At 73.7% G+C, this 18,184-nt stretch carries 13 protein-coding genes; 12 read left to right on the forward strand and 1 reads right to left on the reverse strand.

The window, feature by feature from the left end:
* Positions 1-170 precede the first annotated feature (170 nt).
* The 5 genes from ACIO9K_RS05555 (at position 171) to ACIO9K_RS05575 (ending at position 5,399) form a co-directional block, all read left to right on the forward strand.
* A complete protein-coding gene (locus ACIO9K_RS05555; RefSeq protein WP_063348480.1) occupies positions 171-872 on the forward strand; it encodes a PadR family transcriptional regulator in 702 nt (233 codons plus the stop codon).
* Positions 873-998: 126 nt separating this feature from the next.
* Entirely contained in the window at positions 999-2,081 is a 1,083-nt protein-coding gene (locus tag ACIO9K_RS05560; RefSeq protein ID WP_363579861.1) for an inositol-3-phosphate synthase, read from the forward strand.
* Positions 2,082-2,221: 140 nt separating this feature from the next.
* Positions 2,222-3,559 carry an MFS transporter gene (locus tag ACIO9K_RS05565; protein WP_363619409.1) on the forward strand — a complete coding sequence of 446 codons (1,338 nt, stop codon included), beginning with the start codon at positions 2,222-2,224 and terminating at the stop codon, positions 3,557-3,559.
* Between the two features lie 96 nt (positions 3,560-3,655).
* Complete coding sequence (locus tag ACIO9K_RS05570; RefSeq protein ID WP_363619408.1) at positions 3,656-4,300, forward strand: hypothetical protein; 645 nt, start codon at positions 3,656-3,658, stop codon at positions 4,298-4,300.
* Between the two features lie 34 nt (positions 4,301-4,334).
* Positions 4,335-5,399, forward strand: a complete 1,065-nt coding sequence (locus ACIO9K_RS05575; RefSeq protein WP_400327257.1) for a hypothetical protein — start codon at positions 4,335-4,337, stop codon at positions 5,397-5,399.
* 58 nt (positions 5,400-5,457) lie between these two features.
* Here the strand turns inward: ACIO9K_RS05575 and ACIO9K_RS05580 are convergent, their stop codons facing one another.
* A complete protein-coding gene (locus ACIO9K_RS05580) occupies positions 5,458-6,858 on the reverse strand; it encodes a CCA tRNA nucleotidyltransferase (protein ID WP_400327508.1) in 1,401 nt (466 codons plus the stop codon).
* Between the two features lie 355 nt (positions 6,859-7,213).
* On the opposite strand from ACIO9K_RS05580, the gene ACIO9K_RS05585 reads away from it, so the two are divergent.
* From ACIO9K_RS05585 to trxA, 7 genes are all read left to right on the forward strand, one after another.
* Positions 7,214-9,796: a DUF6049 family protein gene (locus ACIO9K_RS05585; protein WP_400327259.1), complete on the forward strand. Its 2,583-nt coding sequence runs from the start codon at positions 7,214-7,216 to the stop codon at positions 9,794-9,796.
* 58 nt (positions 9,797-9,854) lie between these two features.
* Entirely contained in the window at positions 9,855-12,338 is a 2,484-nt protein-coding gene (gene murJ / locus ACIO9K_RS05590) for a murein biosynthesis integral membrane protein MurJ (RefSeq protein WP_363619405.1), read from the forward strand.
* A gap of 307 nt (positions 12,339-12,645) precedes the next feature.
* On the forward strand, positions 12,646-14,619 hold the full coding sequence (locus ACIO9K_RS05595) for a serine/threonine protein kinase (protein WP_363619404.1): 1,974 nt from the start codon (positions 12,646-12,648) through the stop codon (positions 14,617-14,619).
* Positions 14,620-14,667: 48 nt separating this feature from the next.
* Entirely contained in the window at positions 14,668-15,387 is a 720-nt protein-coding gene (gene sigM / locus ACIO9K_RS05600; RefSeq protein WP_363619403.1) for an RNA polymerase sigma factor SigM, read from the forward strand.
* The gene (locus ACIO9K_RS05605; RefSeq protein ID WP_400327262.1) at positions 15,384-16,346 is read left to right on the forward strand and encodes a hypothetical protein; all 963 of its coding nucleotides are present in this window, start codon (positions 15,384-15,386) and stop codon (positions 16,344-16,346) included. The genes sigM and ACIO9K_RS05605 overlap by 4 nt, the downstream gene beginning before the upstream one ends.
* Positions 16,347-16,550: 204 nt before the next feature.
* Positions 16,551-17,519, forward strand: coding sequence for a thioredoxin-disulfide reductase (trxB, locus tag ACIO9K_RS05610; RefSeq protein ID WP_363619401.1), 969 nt, complete (start codon positions 16,551-16,553; stop codon positions 17,517-17,519).
* Between the two features lie 143 nt (positions 17,520-17,662).
* Positions 17,663-17,989, forward strand: a complete 327-nt coding sequence (gene trxA, locus ACIO9K_RS05615; RefSeq protein WP_363579871.1) for a thioredoxin — start codon at positions 17,663-17,665, stop codon at positions 17,987-17,989.
* Positions 17,990-18,184 lie beyond the last annotated feature (195 nt).

The following is an 18,184-nucleotide window of genomic DNA, read 5'->3' on the forward strand; positions in this document are numbered from 1 at the left end:
CGTTGCCAATCACTCCTGCGCGTCGGCTTGTGATCACCTTCACGCGTGCCCCCCTTGCCCGTTCCGAGGGCCCGGTTTACTGTTCTCGATATATCGAGCCGATACATCGACGCGGCATACCGCCCGATGCAGCGGCCGGACGACGGCCGAGAGGAAGGAGGACGACGGCAATGGGCAGGCGCTCAGGAGTGCTGGAGTTCGCCGTTCTCGGTCTGCTCCACGACGCCCCGATGCACGGCTACGAGCTGCGCAAGCGGCTCAACGTCCTGCTCGGAACGTTGCGGGCGTTCTCGTACGGAACGCTCTACCCGTGCCTGAAGAGCCTGGTCGCCCAGGGTTTCCTGGTCGAGGACAACCCGGACGTCGAGTACGTCCCGGCCACCGCGCTCAACGGCAAGCGGTCCAAGACCGTCTACCGACTCTCCCCCGAAGGCAAGCAGCGCTTCGAGGAGCTGCTCGCCGACTCCGGGCCCGACGCCTGGGAGGACGAGCACTTCGGCGTCCACTTCGCGTTCTTCGGCCAGACCGACCGGGCCGTGCGGATGCGCGTCCTGGAAGGGCGCCGCAGCCGGCTGGAGGAGCGACTGGAGAAGATGCGCAACTCGCTGGCCCGCGCCCGCGAGCGGTTCGACGACTACACCGTCGAGCTGCAGCGGCACGGACTGGAGTCGGTGGAGCGCGAGGTCCGGTGGCTCAACGAGCTGATCGAGACCGAGCGGGCCAACCGCACCGGCCGGACCGGGCCCGCCACCGGCGGCAACACCACCGCCGTACCCCACAAGACTTCGGACGGCCGTGGCCAGGAGGAAGGGTCCCAGGACCCGCCCGGGCCACCGTACGACCGCCCGGGGCGCTCCGCCCAGGAGCGCTGACACCGCGTCAGCCCTGTGCCGCGCGGCAGGAGTGGGCGCCTCGCGCCCGTACAAGCAGTCATCGAAGAAGCAGGACGAGTGCCGTCGACCCCGGCGGCCCTCATGAGATCACAGGGAGCAACCGGAATGGGTTCGGTTCGCGTAGCCATCGTGGGCGTGGGCAACTGCGCCGCGTCGCTGGTGCAGGGTGTCGAGTACTACAAGGACGCCGACCCGGCCGGCAAGGTCCCCGGGCTGATGCACGTCCAGTTCGGTGAGTACCACGTCCGCGACGTGGAGTTCGTCGCCGCGTTCGACGTCGACGCCAAGAAGGTCGGCTTCGACCTGGCCGACGCCATCGGCAGCAGCGAGAACAACACCATCAAGATCTGCGACGTGCCGCCGACCGGCGTCACCGTCCAGCGCGGCCACACCCTCGACGGCCTGGGCAAGTACTACCGGGAGACCATCGAGGAGTCCGACGAGACCCCGGTCGACGTCGTCCAGGTCCTCAAGGACCAGCAGGTCGACGTCCTGGTCTGCTACCTGCCCGTCGGTTCCGAGGCCGCCGCCAAGTTCTACGCCCAGTGCGCCATCGATGCCAAGGTCGCCTTCGTGAACGCCCTGCCGGTGTTCATCGCGGGCACCAAGGAGTGGGCGGACAAGTTCACCGAGGCCGGCGTGCCGATCGTCGGTGACGACATCAAGTCCCAGGTCGGCGCCACCATCACGCACCGCGTGATGGCCAAGCTGTTCGAGGACCGCGGTGTCATCCTCGAGCGCACCATGCAGCTGAACGTCGGCGGCAACATGGACTTCAAGAACATGCTCGAGCGCGAGCGCCTGGAGTCCAAGAAGATCTCCAAGACCCAGGCCGTCACCTCGCAGATCCGCGACCGCGAGCTGGGCGCCAACAACGTCCACATCGGCCCGTCGGACTACGTGGCCTGGCTGGACGACCGCAAGTGGGCGTACGTCCGCCTGGAGGGCCGCGCGTTCGGCAACGTCCCGCTGAACCTGGAGTACAAGCTCGAGGTCTGGGACTCCCCGAACTCCGCCGGTGTCATCATCGACGCCGTGCGCGCCGCGAAGATCGCCAAGGACCGCGGCATCGGCGGCCCGATCCTGTCGGCCTCCTCGTACTTCATGAAGTCCCCGCCGGTGCAGTACTTCGACGACGAGGCCAAGGAGAACGTCGAGAAGTTCATCCGCGGCGAGGTCGAGCGCTGAGGTCGAGCGCCGGAGCCGGCGGCGGGTGACCGCCGCCGGCCGCGCCGGAGGGCCCACGATCATCGGATCGTGGGCCCTTCACCGTTTCTCGGCGAATGTTTCACGTGAAACGGCGGCCGGTTCCATGGCACTCTGGGCGGGTGGCGATCACCGAGAACGGCAGCACCCACCAGTCCGCACACCGTGCCACGCTTCTCGGTCTGCTCCGCGGCCGGGACTTCCGGCGGCTGCTGACCGCCCGGGTGCTCTCCCAGCTCTCGGACGGCGTCTTCCAGGTCTCGCTCGCCGCCTACGTCGTGTTCTCCCCGGAGAAGCAGTCCTCCCCCGCCGACATCGCCTCGGTGCTGGCCGTGATGCTGCTGCCGTTCTCGGTGATCGGCCCGTTCGCCGGGGTGCTGCTGGACCGCTGGCGCCGCCGCCAGGTGCTCTACTACGGCAACCTGGCCCGCTTCGGGCTCGGCCTGGGCACCGGCGCCCTGCTCCTGGCGGAGGCGCCGACCTGGCTGTTCTTCGCCTCGGCGCTGCTGGTCACCGCGCTCAACCGGTTCATCCTGGCCGGCCTGTCCGCCGCCCTGCCCCGGGTGGTCGAGCAGGACCAGCTGGTCACCGCCAACGCGCTCTCCCCCACGCTGGGCACGGTCGCCGCCGCCTCCGGCGGAGGGGTCGGCTTCCTGCTGCACCAGGTGATGACCCCCGGGCCGAAGGCCGACGCCGCGCTGGTCACGGTGGCCGCGCTGCTCTACCTGTCGGCCGCACTGGCCGCCCGCCGGATGGACCGCGACCTGCTCGGCCCGGAGAAGCACGGCGACCGCCCGGCGCTCGGCCAGGCGCTGGTCCGGGCCGCCGTCGAACTCGGCGCCGCCGTGCGCCACTTGGTGCGGGACTGCCGGCCCGCCGTGCACGCGCTGGCCGCCGTCACCGCGGCCCGGTTCTGCTACGGCGTGCTGATCGTGGTCGTGGTGATGCTCGCCCGGTACACCTTCAACGACCCGGCCGACAGCGCGGCCGGACTGGTCACGCTCGGCCAGGCGGTCGGCCTGTCCGCCGCCGGGTTCTTCGTCGCCGCGGTGATCAGCCCCTGGTGCACCCGGCGGCTCGGCCTGGCCGGCTGGATGACGGTCTGCCTGGCGGCCCCGGTGGTCTTCGTCCCGGCGCTCGGCCTGAGCTTCACCCTGCTGCCCTGCCTGCTCGCGGCGCTGCTGCTCGGGGTGGTCACCCAGGGCACCAAGATCTGCGCCGACACCGTGGTCCAGGAGTCGGTCGAGGACGAGTACCGCGGCCGGGTCTTCGCGATCTACGACGTGCTGTTCAACGTCGCCTTCGTGACCGCCGCCCTGGTCACGGCGCTGGTGCTGCCGCTCTCCGGCCGCTCGGTCGTGGTGGTCGTCGGGGTCGCCGCGGTGTACGGGCTCTCGGCGCTCCTCTACCTGCGCTCCGCCCGGCGGTACGGGCCGCTCCCCGGCGACCAGGCCTCCTGAAGGCCCTCGGCCCCTCGGAACGGGGGCGTCCGACCGAGTCGCTAAGGTACGTCAGACCTGTCGGAGCGACAGCACTCGGCCTCGGGGGACGAACTGATGAGCACACCGCCCGGCCCGTACGGGCCACCTCCGCCGTACGGGCCGCCCCCGCAGCCGGCCCCGCCGTACGGGCAGGTGCCGTACATCCCGTCGCAGCCCCAACCCGCACCGCCCGGCTTCGGACCGCCGCAACCCGGACCGCCCCAGCCCGCACCGCCCGGCTTCGGACCGCCCCCGGCCTACGGCCAGCAGCCGCCCGGCTACGGCGCCCAACCGCCGTACGGCCAGCAGCCGCCCGCCGGCCCGTACGGCTACCCGCCGCCCGCCCCGGCCGACGAGGCGCCCGCCGCGAAGCGCGGCGTCAAGGCGAAGCTGCGGATCGTCGGCGTGGTCGGCGGCTGCCTCGCGCTGGCCGTCGGCTACTTCGTCAGCGGGCCGAGCGTCAGCAGCGCCAAACCCGGCGACTGCGTCCGGGTGAGCGGCACGCGCGATGTCGAGATCGTCAAGTGCACTGACACCAAAGCGAATTACCGGGTCCTTTCGACGTTCGGCGACACCACCGACGTGAACCGCTGCCGGCAGACACCGCAGACCACCAGTGCCGTCTCGGGCAAGAGCGGACGCCGCTGGAACAAGAAGCGGTACGTGCTCTGCCTCGGCCCGATGACCCCGGCCGGCGCCCCGCTGCCGGGGAAGGCCTGACCTCTCCACCACCACCGCATCCCCGGGGGATCTCTTGTCCGTTCCGCCGCCCCAGCTGCCGTACGGTGCCCCGTCGCCCGACGACGGCAACCCCTACGCCACCGGAAACCCCTACGGCCGGCCGACCCCGCCACCGCCGCCGGGCCCGCCGCCCGGCTACGGCTACCCGGCCGCCCCGCCACCGCCCGACCAGCCGTACGGCTACCCCCCGCCGCCCGCGCCCGGCTACGGGTACGGGTACGGATACCCGCCGCCGGCGCCGCAGGACGGTCCCGCCTGCCGCTTCTGCGGCGGCTTCCCGGCCGTGGACGCCACCGTCCGCGGCCACCAGGGCCTGGTCCTGGCCTACCGGATGCTGCGGATGCCGGGCCCGTTCTGCCGCACCTGCGGAACGGCGACGGTGCGCGACCTGTCCGCCCGCACCCTGGTCCAGGGCTGGTGGAGCCCGGCATCGGTGCTGCTGGCGCCGATCACCCTGCTGCTGAACCTCGCCGCCAACGGCAAGGTCAAGCGGCTGCCGCCGCCCGTCCCGGGCAGCCACGGCCCCCAGCTCGACCCCGGCGTCCCGCTGGGCCGGCGTCCGCACGCGCTGATGCTGCTGCTGCCGCTCTCGGTGGTCGTCACGCTCGTCCTGGCCGCCACCGGGGTGCTCGGCCCGAAGGACGACGGCCCGGCCGCGCCGATCGCGGTACCGACGGTGGCGGTGCCCCCGGTGACCACCTTCTCGGCGCCGCCGCTGCCGACCCACGCGCCGCGGCCGTTCCCCTCGCCGACGTTCAGCATGCCGCCGGTGCCCACCATCACGCTGCCGCCGCCGACCGCCCCCAGCACCGCGGCCGACAGCATCGACCGGGCCAACCCCGGCGACTGCCTGCGCAACGAGAACGGCACCGGCGCGACCCACGACGCCAACCCGAAGATCACCATGCTGCCCTGCGGCGACTCCCGCGCCCAGTACAAGGTGGTCTTCAAGTACCTGGCCACGTCCGACGAGAAGGTCTGCGAGAAGCAGCCGAAGTCGGACAGCACCTACACCCGCACCTACTCCAACCTGCCGGCCCTCAACTACGTGCTCTGCCTGCAGAGCCTCCACGGCTGACCCGGCACGCCCGAGGGGTGGTCCCGGCGTCGGCCGGGACCACCCCTCGCAGCGTCGCTCAGCCCTGCTGCTCGGCCCACCAGGCCCGCAGCGCGGCCACCGCCTCGTCGTGCTCCAGCGGGCCGTGCTCCAGCCGGAGTTCGAGCATGTGCTTGTACGCCTTGCCGACCTGCGGGCCGGGCTTGAGCCCGAGCAGCTCCATGATCTGGTTGCCGTCCAGCGCCGGGCGGACGGCGTCCAGCTCCTCCTGGGCCTTCAGCTCGGTGATCCGCTGCTCCAGGCCGTCGTAGGTGCGCGACAGCGCCGCCGCCTTCTTGCGGTTGCGGGTGGTGCAGTCGGAGCGGGTGAGCTTGTGCAGGCGCTCCAGCAGCGGTCCGGCGTCGGTGACGTAGCGGCGCACCGCGGAGTCCGTCCACTCGCCGCCGCCGTAGCCGTGGAAGCGCAGGTGCAGTTCGACCAGGTGCGAGACGTCCTCGGTGAGCTCCTTGGAGTACTTGAGCTCGCGCATCCGCTTGCGGGTCATCTTGGCGCCGACCACCTCGTGGTGGTGGAAGGAGACCCGGCCGTCCGACTCGAAGCGGCGGGTGCGCGGCTTGCCGATGTCGTGCAGCAGCGCGGCCAGCCGCAGGGTGAGGTCCGGGCCGTCCTGCTCCAGGTCGACGGCCTGTTCCAGGACGGTCAGCGAGTGCTCGTAGACGTCCTTGTGCCGGTGGTGCTCGTCCCGCTCCAGCCGCAGTGCGGGCAGCTCGGGCAGCACGTGGTCGGCCAGGCCGGTGTCGACCAGCAGCCGCAGGCCCTTCACCGGGTGCTTGGCCAGCAGCAGCTTGTTCAGCTCGGCCTGGACGCGCTCGGCGGACACGATGGTGATCCGCTCGGCCATCGCGGTCATCGCGGCGACGACCTCGGGGGCCGGCTCGAAGTCGAGCTGGGCGGCGAAGCGGGCGGCGCGCATCATCCGCAGCGGGTCGTCGGAGAAGGACTCCTCGGGGGTCGCGGGGGTGCGCAGCACCCGGGCCTCCAGGTCCTCCAGGCCGTGGTGCGGGTCGATGAAGCCGCGGCCGGGCAGGTCGACGGCCATCGCGTTGACGGTGAAGTCCCGGCGGACCAGGTCCTGCTCGATGGTGTCGCCGTAGGTGACCTCGGGCTTGCGGGAGGTCCGGTCGTACGCCTCGGAGCGGTAGGTGGTGATCTCGATCAGGAAGGAGCCCTCGGGGGTGTCCTTGCGGGCGCCGACCGTGCCGAACGCGATGCCGACGTCCCAGACCGCGTCCGCCCAGCCCTTGACCAGCCTGAGCACCTGCTGCGGGCGGGCGTCGGTGGTGAAGTCCAGGTCGTTGCCGAGCCTGCCGAGCAGGGCGTCCCGCACCGAGCCGCCGACCAGGGCCAGCCGGTGGCCGGCCGCCTCGAACCGACGGGCGATCTCGTCGGCCACCGGCGACACCCGCAGCAGCTCTTGCAGCCCCAGGGTCTGGGCCTCGCTCAGGCCTGGGACGGCCTGGACGGCGGTGCTGGAACGGTCGAGGTGCGCGGTGGACTCATTGGCAGTGGACACGGCTCACAAGAGTACGTGGCCCGGCAGGTCAACCGCCCGCGCGTTTTGGGCGTCTCACCCCAAGGCCCGCAACACTGCACCACGGGCTGCATCGTTACCATGCCGGTGGACGAGTCTCGGGCACCGGACAGGGGATGCGGTGTCGCGTGCCGCCGAGGACGGCGGAGCTCCCGCGGCACCAGCGCGGCGAACAGCGTCAAGCGAAGAACGTCAAGCGAACAGCATCAGCAGCGAGCGATCGAGAACGGCGAGGGCGGAACGAGTGAGTGAGCCGGCACGGCACTCGGGCCTGGGGGCGGACCGACGGCCCGGAAGGACCGAACGCCCCGTCGAAGGGCACGGTACGGGGCGGCGCGCGGGGCGGGCGGCCCGCCGCCTCGCCGCCGTCTGCGGGGCCGCCCTGGCCCTGTTCTCGGCGGTCGCCCCGGCCGCGGCGCTACCCGCCGGGGGCGGCATCCGGCCGACCGCCGACAACGGCGTCTCGGCCGAGTACCCGGTGGAGATGACCATCGAGACGGTGGCACCGCAGGTGGCCAGCCCGAACGGCATCGTGAAGATCACCGGGCACGTCACCAACACCGGCAAGGCGGCGGTCAAGAACGCCCACGCGGCCGTCCGCAAGCCGCTGTCCAGCAAACCGCTGCAGCGGCGCAGCGACCTCTCCCTGGTGACCACCCGCAGCGGCCCGAGCAACTCCGACGGCGTGGAGCTGGACAGCCCGCAGTACGCCCTGCCGGAGCTGGGCCCGGGCCAGAACCAGCCCTACACCCTGAGCGTCTCGGTGAGCGACCTCGGACTGTCCGACAGCGGCGTCTACGAGCTCGCGGTGGACGCCTGGGGCTCGACCGCCGACAACCAGCGCGACCGGCCGCTGGGCATCGCCCGGACCTTCCTGCCGTACAACCCGGGCGGCGCCGAGGCGCAGCCCAGCAAGGTCACCACGCTCTGGCCGCTGGTGCACGCGCCGGTGCTGGCCGCGCAGACCTACTCCGACAACGACCAGCCCGTCCCCGTCCTGCGCGACGACAGCCTGACCGCCGAGTTCTCCCCGGGCGGCCGGCTGTACGAGCTGGTGGACACCGGGGCCAAGATGACCGGGCTGACCTGGGTGGTCGACCCGGACCTGCTGGACACCGCGTTCGCGATGACCAAGCAGTACCGGGTGCAGAAGCCGGGCCAGGACGTCGTCGGCAAACCGGCCAAGGACGACAACACCGTCCCCGGCACCGGCCAGGCCGCCGCCGCGGCCTGGCTCGACAAGCTGCGGACCGCCGTCGCCAAGCCGGGCGGCCAGGTGGTGTCGCTGCCCTACGCCGACCCGGACCTCGCCTCGATCGCGCACAACGGCGCCGACCTGACCGGGATGGGCACCGCCATGGGCAAGGCGGCCACCGCCGGCCGGCTCACCGTCGAGGGCCGGCTGTCCGTCGACACCCGCTCGGACGTGGCCTGGCCGTACCAGGGCTACCTGGACCAGCAGATCGCCGGCGTCGCCCAGCAGGCCGGCAACGGCCTGGTCCTGGTCAACGGCGCGAGCATGCCGGAGCCGGACGCGATGAACTACACCCCGACCGCGGTGCGCCCGATCGGCAACGGGCAGAACGCGGTGGTCGCCGACGAGACCGTCTCCTCGCTGTTCCAGACCGACCTCGCCTCCCCGCAGGCGCAGACCAGGGCGAACCAGCGCTTCCTCGCCGAGACCTACACGATCACCCACGAGCAGCCGCAGAACCAGCGAGGCCTGCTGGTGATGCCGCCGCGCGACCTGACCGCGAGCACCGCCAAGGTGCTGGCGGACGCCCTGCAGACGGCCTCCGACAACAAGTGGCTCGCCCCGGTCAAGCTGGACGCCCTGGCCCAGGCTTCGCCCGACCCGAAGGCCAACACCACCGTCCCGGCGGCCGCCGACTACCCGGCCCAGGTCCGCGCCTCGGAGCTGTCCGCGGCCGAGCTGAGCAGCACCGACGAGATCCAGCAGAACCTGGACACGCTGATGCGGGTGCTCACCCTGCCCCAGCGGGTGCGCGGCCCGTTCAGCGCCGCGATGGTCCGCTCGCTGTCCACCGAGTGGCGCACCAACGCGGCGGCCGGCAGCACCTACCGCGCGGACGTCGCCAAGTACCTGGACGAACTGACCGGGGCCGTCCGGGTGCCGAAGAAGAACGTCGTCACCTTCGCCGGCAACACCGGTCTGCTCCAGGTCAGCGTCCGCAACGACCTCACCCAGACCGTCACCAACCTCAAGCTGGTGCTCACCTCGACCCAGCCGAACCGGCTGCGGGTGGGCAAGGAGGAGGAACTGGTCATCCCCGCCTCCCAGAGCGTCACCCTCCGGTTCAACGCCGAGGCGCACAACAACGGCCCGGTCAACATGACCGCCCAGCTCTGGACCACCGGCCCCAACCCGCAGAAGTACGGCGAACCGCAGCAGTTCAGGGTGGACGTCACCTCGGTGACCAACGGCGTGCTGTACGTCTTCGCGGCCGCCGCCGCCCTGCTGCTGCTGGCCGCGCTGCGCTTCGTGCGCCAGCGCAAGCGGCGGGCCGGGCAGCCGCACGCCGACGGCGACCAGCCGGTCGACGGCCCGGCGGCGGGCGGCGCACCGGCCCCGGCGGCGGACGGGGCCCGGGACGGGGCGCAGGACGCGGGCGGGGACGCGAGCGGGGAGAAGCCCGACGGCGAGGCCGGGGGCGGTGCCGGCGAACCCGCCGGGAACGGCCCCGGCGACGGCCCCGAAGACGGCTCCGACGGCGGATCCGCCGAGGCCGGCCCCGCGCAGACACCGCGCGGCAGCAACGCGGATGGCCGGGATCGGACCGCCAGTGATGAGAAGGTTGGTCCTTGATACCGCCGACCCCCCCGCAACGCCGGGCCGGCCTCCCCCACGACAGCGAAGAGGTGACATGACCGGGCGCAGCGAGGAGCGGCCGCCGGGCCGCGGTGAGAACCGGCCGGGCGCCGAGTCGCCGTCCGGCGACTGGTACGTGGCCGACACCTACGCCCAGGACCCGTACGCGGCCGACGCGTACGGGAACCCGCAGGCCGGCCAGGACCCGTACGGTCTGCGGGCCGACCGGCCCGCGGCGCCTCAGCCGCCGGCCACCGCGTACGACGTGCCGCCGCAGCTGCCGCCGCAGGGCGGCGGCTACCCGACGCCGGTGCCGCCGGCGCAGTACTCGGCGCCGACGCCGTTCGCGGCCCCGGTGCCGCCCGTGCAGCCCGGCTGGGACACCCCGGTGCAGGCCGCCTGGCAGGAGGCCCCGGCTCCGGCCGGCGGCGGCCAGTGGGGCGGCCCTGAGCAGCCCCGGCCGCAGTGGGAGCCGGGCCCGGCGCACTCGACCTGGGACAGCGAGACCACCGAGTACGTCGGGGTGGACGCGCTGTTCGGCGGCCACCAGGCGCAGGCCGCGGCCCAGCCGCCGGTGCCCCCGCCCGCCCCGGCGCACCCGACGGCACCGCCGGTCGCGCCCCCGCCCCCCGCCGCCGCCGTGCCGCCGGTCGCCCCCGCGCCGTACCCGCCGATGGGCGGCTACCAGGGGCAGCAGCAGTACGCCGGCCCGGACGGGCACCGCCCCTTCGTCCCCCCGATCGAGTTCGACCCGCCGCTCTCCGAGGACGAGGCCACCATGCAGGTGGCCGCCGTGGCGGTGCCGCCGGCGGTGGAGCCGCTGGCGGACCTCGTCGCCGAGGAGCGCGCCGCACAGCTGGCGCCCGCGGCCGAGCCCGCCCCGGCGGCCGGCGGCGGCAAGGTCGCGAGCCTGCTGAACTCCAGCGCGATCATGGCGGCGGGCACGCTGGTCTCCCGCGGCACCGGCTTCGTCCGGACCATGGTGATCACCGCGGCCATCGGCGTCGCCGTCATGGGCGACTCGTACAACGCCGCGTACACCCTGCCGACCCTGCTGTACATCCTGATCGGCGGCGGCGCGCTGAACGCCGTCTTCGTGCCGCAGCTGGTGCGCAGCATGAAGAACGACGAGGACGGCGGCACCGCGTACGCCAGCCGGCTGCTCACCCTGGTGATGGTCGGGCTCGGCGGCGTGGTGTTCCTCGCGGTGCTCGGGGCACCGCTGCTGGTGCAGCTGATCTCGCACCCGATGATGGAGAACGCGGAGCGCGCCGAGACCACGGTCGCGCTGGCCCGGTACTGCCTGCCGACCATCTTCTTCATGGGCGTCCACGTGGTGATGGGGCAGATCCTCAACGCCCGCGGCAGGTTCGGCGCGATGATGTGGACCCCGGTCCTCAACAACATCGTGGTGATCTTCACCTTCGGCGCCTACATCTGGGTGTACGGCGGCTACAGCGGCACGCACGTGACCCCCGAGGGCATCTCGCCCGAGGGCGTCCGGCTGCTCGGCCTCGGCACCCTGCTCGGCCTGGTCGTCCAGTCGCTGGCGATGATCCCGTACCTGCGGTCGGCCGGCTTCCGCTACCGGCCGCGCTTCGACTGGCGAGGCCACGGCCTGGGCAAGGCCGCCCGGCTGGCCAAGTGGACCTTCCTCTTCGTGCTCGCCAACCAGGCCGGCTTCCTGGTCATCACCCAGCTGGCCACCGCCGCCGGCAGCGCCGCCGAGAAGGGCGGCCACGAGGGCGTCGGCCTCGCGGCGTTCTCCAACGCCCTGCTGATCTGGCAGCTCCCGCAGGCCGTGATCACCGTCTCGATCATGAGCGCGGTGCTCCCCCGGCTCTCCCGGGCGGCGGCCGACGAGGACGCCGGAGCCGTCCGCGACGACCTGTCGTACGGGCTGCGCACCAGCGCGGTGGCGGTCGTCCCGGGCGCCTTCCTGTTCCTGTCGCTCGGCCCGGCGATCGCCCGCTCGATCTACGGGATCGGCGGCGGTGACCGGGCCCTGGACAACGCGACCAACGTCGGTCTGATGCTGTCGGCCTTCGCGCTCGGGCTGATCCCGTACTCGGCCCAGTACGTGATGCTGCGCGGCTTCTACGCCTACGAGGACACCCGGACGCCGTTCTCCAACACCGTCTGGGTCGCGGTCTGCCAGGCCGGGTTCTCGGTGCTCTGCTGGTTCACGCTGCCCGCCCAGTGGGCCGTGATCGGGATGTCCTTCGGCTATGGTCTGGCCTACGCCGTCGGGGTGGCGGTCGCACTGCCGAAGCTGAAGAAGAAGATCGGCGGGCTGGACAGCAAGCGGATCGGCAAGACCTACAGCCGGCTGGCCACCGCCGGCGTGCCGTCCGCGCTGGTCGGCCTCGGCGTCAGCCTGGCGGTCCAGCAGGTGCTCGACGGCTGGATGGGCAGCGTGCTGTCCCTCGTCGCGGGCGGCGGCCTCCAGCTGGCCGTGTTCGTGCTCATCGCGAAGCGCCTGCGGATCGAGGAGCTCAACGCCATGCTCGGCATGGTGCGCGGCCGGCTGGGCCGCTGATCCACCACACCGACCGACCGGACGAGCGGGCGCCCTGACCGGGTGTCAACGGGAGCCACCGGCTCCTCCGCCCGTCCGGCCGGGTGCCGGGCCGCCGCCCGCGCCCGGCTCCGCCCGGGCCGCGAGATGGCGGCCCGGTGTCGGATCTGCACCACATCTCTCCACCAGCACGCAACCGAGCGCGCCCCTCAGCGGTCGTACTCGGTGGAGAAGAGTGGGCACAATTGTCCTGGAGCACGTGGCCGCCAACCCGCGGGCTCCAGCGACTCTCTCAAGCCGGGGCGACACAAGGGGAGGCAGGACCACGGTGGCTGATGGCACCAAGGCGGTCGTCGACACGTCAGCAGCTGACGCGGCGGCGGACGAGGCCGCACTGGCCGCGGCGATCGACGAGCTCACGGCGGGGAAGGCCGCCCCGGCGGGCGCCGCCGACACCTCCTCCAAGGACCCGGCCGAGGACGCGCCCGAGGACCGGGGCGCCGCCCCGGACACCCCGGTGGCCGCCGACGCGGGCACCGACGCCTCCGACGCCGGCCAGGACACCCCCCTCGGCGAGGAGACCTCGGAGATCACCGCTCCGCTCTCGGCCCACGAGATCGCCGCCGAGCTGGCCGCGGGCACCGCCCGGCGCAAGCCCGCCGCCCCGGAGCCCGCGGCCGCCAAGCGCCGCCCCACCGACCCGCAGCCCACCGTCGACCCGCGCGACACCGCCACCCTGCCCCGCACCCTCCCCGCCCCGCTGCGGCACAGCGGCGACATGATCGGCCACCGGTACCGGCTGGAGGAGTGCATCTCCCAGACCGAGACCTTCAGCAGCTGGCGCGCGGTCGACGAGAAGCTGCGCCGGGCCGTCGGCGTCCACCTGATGGCCTCCGGCCACCAGCGCGCCCGCAAGGTGCTCGCCGCCGCGAAGTCCGCCGCCCTGCTCGGCGACCCGCGCTTCGTCCAGGTCCTGGACGCCGTCCAGGAGGGCGAGCTGGTCTACGTCGTGCGGGAGTGGCTGCCGCACGCCTCCGACCTCGCCAAGCTGCTCGCCGACGGCCCGATGGAGCCGCACGAGGCGTACCAGATGGTCCGCCAGGTGACCGACGCGGTCGCCGCCGCCCACCGGCGCGGCCAGGCCCACCTGCGGCTCACCCCGCGCTGCGTGCTGCGCACCGACAGCGGCCAGTACCGGATCAACGGCATCGCGGTGGACGCCGCCCTGCGCGGGCTGCCCGACGAGGACGGCACCGACGGCTCCGAGCGCACCGACACCCGCGCGATCGGCGCCCTGCTGTTCGCCGCGCTCACCCACCGCTGGCCCTACCCGGAGGACCGCTACGACCTCCAGGGCCTGCCCAAGGGCCTCCAGAACGCCGCGCCGGACCAGGTCCGCGCGGGCGTCCACAAGGGCCTGTCCGAGCTGGCCGCGCGGGCCCTGTTCGACCACCCGCCGCACCACGCCGAGCCGATCACCACCCCGGAGGAGCTGACCCGGGCGATCGCGCGGATGCCCCGGATCCGCCAGCCCGAACCGGAGCTGCCCGCCTTCCCTGCCCCGCCCCGGCACAACACCCACGCGCTGCCGACCGCGCCCAACCCGACCCGGGTGGCCGACCCGGCCGTCGCCCCGCTGCCCGCCTCGTCCCGGCCGACCTCGAACCGGCGCACCCGGCGGCGGCTGCGCCGAGTCGTCAAGGCGACGGCCTGGACGGTCGCTCTGGGCGCCATCGGCGTCGCCTCCTGGCAGTTCGTGGACAACCTGCGCAACACCGGACCGGGCACCCCCCCGCGGGCCTCGGCCACCAGCGACGCACCGACCCCGCAGGCCAGCACCCACAACCCGACGCCGATCGCGCCCAGGGCCGCCCTCTCGTACAACCCGAAGGGCGACTCGGCGGAATCCGCCTGGGCCCTCCCCAAGGCCATCGACGGCGACCCCAGCACGAGCTGGCCGACCTTCGGCTACGACGACCAGTTCGTCCCGGGCGGCTACAAGGAGGGCACCGGTCTGCTGATCGACCTCGGCTCGCCGCACGCCGTCAGCTCGGTGAACGTCCAGTTCGTCGGCACCACCACGGCCGAGCTGCGGATCCCGAACGGCCAGGCGGCGGACAACCCGCAGAAGGCGCCGCTGACCTCCTTCACGACCGTGGGGAAGAAGAGCGGCAGCAGCGTCGACTTCGCCCTCAACGCCCCGACGAACACCCGCTTCCTCTTGATCTGGCTGACCAGCCTGCCGAAGGATACGGATGGCAAGTTCCGCGGGCAGGTCGCCGAGGTCAAGGTCTCCGGCTGACCGGAGGTCCGGCCTGCGGAACGACGGCGAGGGGGGCGAGGGGTGACGGTGGCGGAGGACGACGCGGCGCTGCTCGCCCGGCACGTCGCCGGCGACCCGGACGCCTTCGGCCTCCTGGTGAACCGCCACCGCGACCGGCTCTGGGCGGTCGCCCTGCGCACCCTGGGCGACCGCGAGGAGGCCGCCGACGCCCTCCAGGACGCCCTGGTCTCCGCCTTCCGCGCCGCCCCCGGCTTCCAGGGCCGCTCGGCGGTCACCACCTGGCTGCACCGGATCGTGGTCAACGCCTGTCTGGACCGCGCCCGGCGCAGCGCCACCCGCCGCACCACCCCGCTCGACGAGGACCCGCGGCGCCTGGACACCCTGGTCGGCGCCGCGGAACCGGCCGACTCCCCGGTGGTCCGGGCCGAGGTGCAGCGCGAGCTGGCCGCCGCGCTCGCCGAGCTGCCCGCCGAGCAGCGGGCCGCGCTGGTCCTGGTCGACATGCAGGGCTACCCCGTCGCCGAGGCCGCCGAGCTGCTGGGCGTCCCGGTGGGCACGGTGAAGAGCCGCTGCGCCCGGGGCCGGGCCCGGCTGCTCCCGCTGGTCCGCCACCTGCGCGAGAGCGGCGGCGGAACGGATGTTTCACGTGAAACACCGAACGCCCCCGGCGCGGCCCCGCCACCTCGGCGGAACGCGCCGGGGAACCCGACGGGCACCGGCACCGTCACAGGGACAGGCCCGAACACCGGTCGGACGGTTCTGGAAGGAGACGCGAGCACGCGATGACGGCCCACCTCTCCTCCCCCGGCCCCGCCGGTCCCGCCGAGGACCACCCCTCCGTCGACGAGCTCGCCGACCTCGCCGAGGGGCTGGTCGAGTCCGCCGACGCCGCCCGGACGCTGCGTCGGCACCTGGACGGCTGCGCCGAGTGCCGCGAGAGCGCCGACGCGCTCGGCGAGGTCCAGGCACTGCTCGGCGCCGTCGAAGCCCCGCCGATGCCCGCCGACGTCGCCGCCCGGCTGGATGCCGCCCTCGCCGCGGCCGCCTCCTCCGCAGCGGCGGAGGAGGCCGAGAAGGCCCCCCTCGCAGCCTCCCGGGCCACCGCCCCTGCCCCGGCCGCCCGGGCCGCCGCGGCGCCCGCCGCACCCCCTTCCCGGCCCGCCGCTCCCACCGGCCCGGGCCGCCCCCGCCCCCGGCGGCGGCGCGCCGGCCTGCTGCTCGGCGCGACCGCCGCCCTGGCCGCGATCGCCCTCGGCGCAGCCCTGCTGCTGCACCCGGCCGGCCAGGACGACCAGCACCCGGCCCTGTCCGCCGGCGCCCCGGCCTCCGCCTCCCTCGGCACCGGCGCGAGCCCCGGCACGGCACAGAGCTCCCGCGCCGACCACGCCGCGGGAGCCGGCCCGACCTACCAGGACGATCAGCTCGCCACCCAGATCCAGCAGCTGCTGGCCCGGTCGGGCACCGCCCCCGGGCTGCGCCCGACCGGGCCCGCCAAGCCCTCCGCCGCGATGCCCGCCGACGGCCGCCAGGAGCTCACCGCCCAGGCCTCCCCGCCGTCGTCCCCGCCGTCCTGCCCGGCCCCCGCCGAGGGCGTGCCGCTGGCCACCGACCACGGCAGCTACGCGGGCGCCCCGGTCGAGGTCCTGGTCTACCCGGCGCCCGGCCGGCCCGGGTTCGCGGACGTCTACCTGCGCTCCCCCGGCTGCGGCCCGGTCGTGCTGCAACGCACCGTCCCCACCCGTTGACGTCCCGGGGATCGGAGGTCCCGGGGATCGGGGCTCCGTTCCCATGCGATCGACGAGCGGGGCGCCGCGCCGCTCCCACAGTGCGACTGCCTGGTACTGATCCGCCTGGGAATGCGAGACACTGGTCAGTCGTTGTCCCGGGCGGCGGAGCAGAACCGCCCTCCCCGCACCTAGCGCGGGTCGCGATGCGAACCAGGAGATGCAGTGAGCGACGTCCGTAACGTGATCATCATCGGTTCCGGCCCGGCCGGCTACACGGCCGCGCTCTACACGGCGCGGGCCTCCCTCAAGCCGCTGGTGTTCGAGGGGGCCGTCACCGCCGGCGGCGCCCTGATGAACACCACCGAGGTCGAGAACTTCCCGGGCTTCCGGGACGGCATCATGGGCCCCGAGCTGATGGACAACATGCGGGCGCAGGCCGAGCGCTTCGGTGCCGAGCTGATCCCGGACGACATCGTCTCGGTCGACCTCACCGGTGACATCAAGACCGTCACCGACTCCGAGGGCAACGTGCACCGGGCGCGCGCCGTGATCGTCACCACCGGCTCCCAGCACCGCAAGCTCGGCCTGCCGAACGAGGACAAGCTCTCCGGTCGCGGTGTCTCCTGGTGCGCCACCTGCGACGGCTTCTTCTTCCGCGACCAGGACATCGCGGTGGTCGGCGGCGGCGACACCGCCCTGGAGGAGGCGACCTTCCTCTCCCGCTTCGCCAAGAGCGTCACGATCATCCACCGCCGGGACAGCCTGCGCGCCTCCAAGGCGATGCAGGAGCGCGCCTTCGCCGACGAGAAGATCCGCTTCGAGTGGGACAGCGCGGTCGAGGCCATCCACGGCGACCCGAAGCTGAGCGGCGTCACCCTGCGCGACACCACCACCGGCGAGACCCGCGAGCTGGCCGTCACCGGCCTGTTCATCGCGATCGGCCACGACCCGCGCACCGACCTGTTCAAGGGCCAGCTGGACCTCGACGCGGAGGGCTACCTCAAGGTCGAGGCGCCCTCGACCCGGACCAACATCCCGGGCGTGTTCGGCGCCGGCGACGTCGTGGACCACACCTACCGCCAGGCCATCACGGCCTCCGGCACCGGCTGCTCCGCCGCGCTGGACGCCGAGCGCTACCTCGCCGCCCTGGACGACCTGGAGGCCAAGGCCACCGCCGCCGTGGCGGTCTGACCCCCTCGCCACCGACCGACCCCCGCGGGGGTGTGACACCCGTTTCACGTGAAACACCCCCGCCCCGGCCAGGGCGAAACAGAACGGGCCCGCCCGTTGTTCACCTGGCAGCAGCCCCCTCCGTCCGAACCCGAGGAGTTCCCGTGGCCGGCGCCACCACCACCGTCACCGACGCGACGTTCAAGGCCGACGTCCTGGACAGCGACAAGCCCGTGCTCGTCGACTTCTGGGCCACCTGGTGCGGCCCGTGCCGCCAGGTCGCCCCGATCCTGGACGAGATCGCGTCCGAGCACGGCGACAAGCTGACCATCGCCAAGCTGGACGTGGACGCCAACCAGGCGACCGCCGCCCAGTACGGCGTCATCTCGATCCCGACCCTGATCCTCTACAAGGGCGGCGAGCCGGTGAAGTCCATCACCGGTGCCCGTCCGAAGGCCGCGCTGCTGCGCGAGCTGGACGGCTTCATCTAGGTCGACCGGTCGTCGACCGTACGGCGGCGGGGGGGGGCCCCCCCCCCGGCGCCCCCCCCCCCGCGGGGGCCCCCCCCCCCCCCCCCCCCCCCCCCCCCCCCCCGGCGGCCCCCCCCCCCCCCCCCCCCCCCCCCCCCCCCCCCCCCCCCCCCCCGGACCCCCCCCCCCCCCCCCCCCCCCGGGGGGCGCCCCGCC

It is taken from the genome of Kitasatospora sp. NPDC087271 (genome assembly GCF_044744605.1).
GTDB lineage: Bacteria > Actinomycetota > Actinomycetes > Streptomycetales > Streptomycetaceae > Kitasatospora.

What these genes read in the sequence shown, in the direction of transcription:
- ACIO9K_RS05555 (WP_063348480.1), top strand. Translation starts at nt 171, where the DNA reads ATGGGCAGGCGCTCAGGAGTGCTGGAGTTCGCCGTTCTCGGTCTGCTC.
- murJ (WP_363619405.1), top strand. Translation starts at nt 9,855, where the DNA reads ATGACCGGGCGCAGCGAGGAGCGGCCGCCGGGCCGCGGTGAGAACCGG.
- ACIO9K_RS05560 (WP_363579861.1), top strand. Translation starts at nt 999, where the DNA reads ATGGGTTCGGTTCGCGTAGCCATCGTGGGCGTGGGCAACTGCGCCGCG.
- ACIO9K_RS05605 (WP_400327262.1), top strand. Translation starts at nt 15,384, where the DNA reads ATGACGGCCCACCTCTCCTCCCCCGGCCCCGCCGGTCCCGCCGAGGAC.
- ACIO9K_RS05570 (WP_363619408.1), top strand. Translation starts at nt 3,656, where the DNA reads ATGAGCACACCGCCCGGCCCGTACGGGCCACCTCCGCCGTACGGGCCG.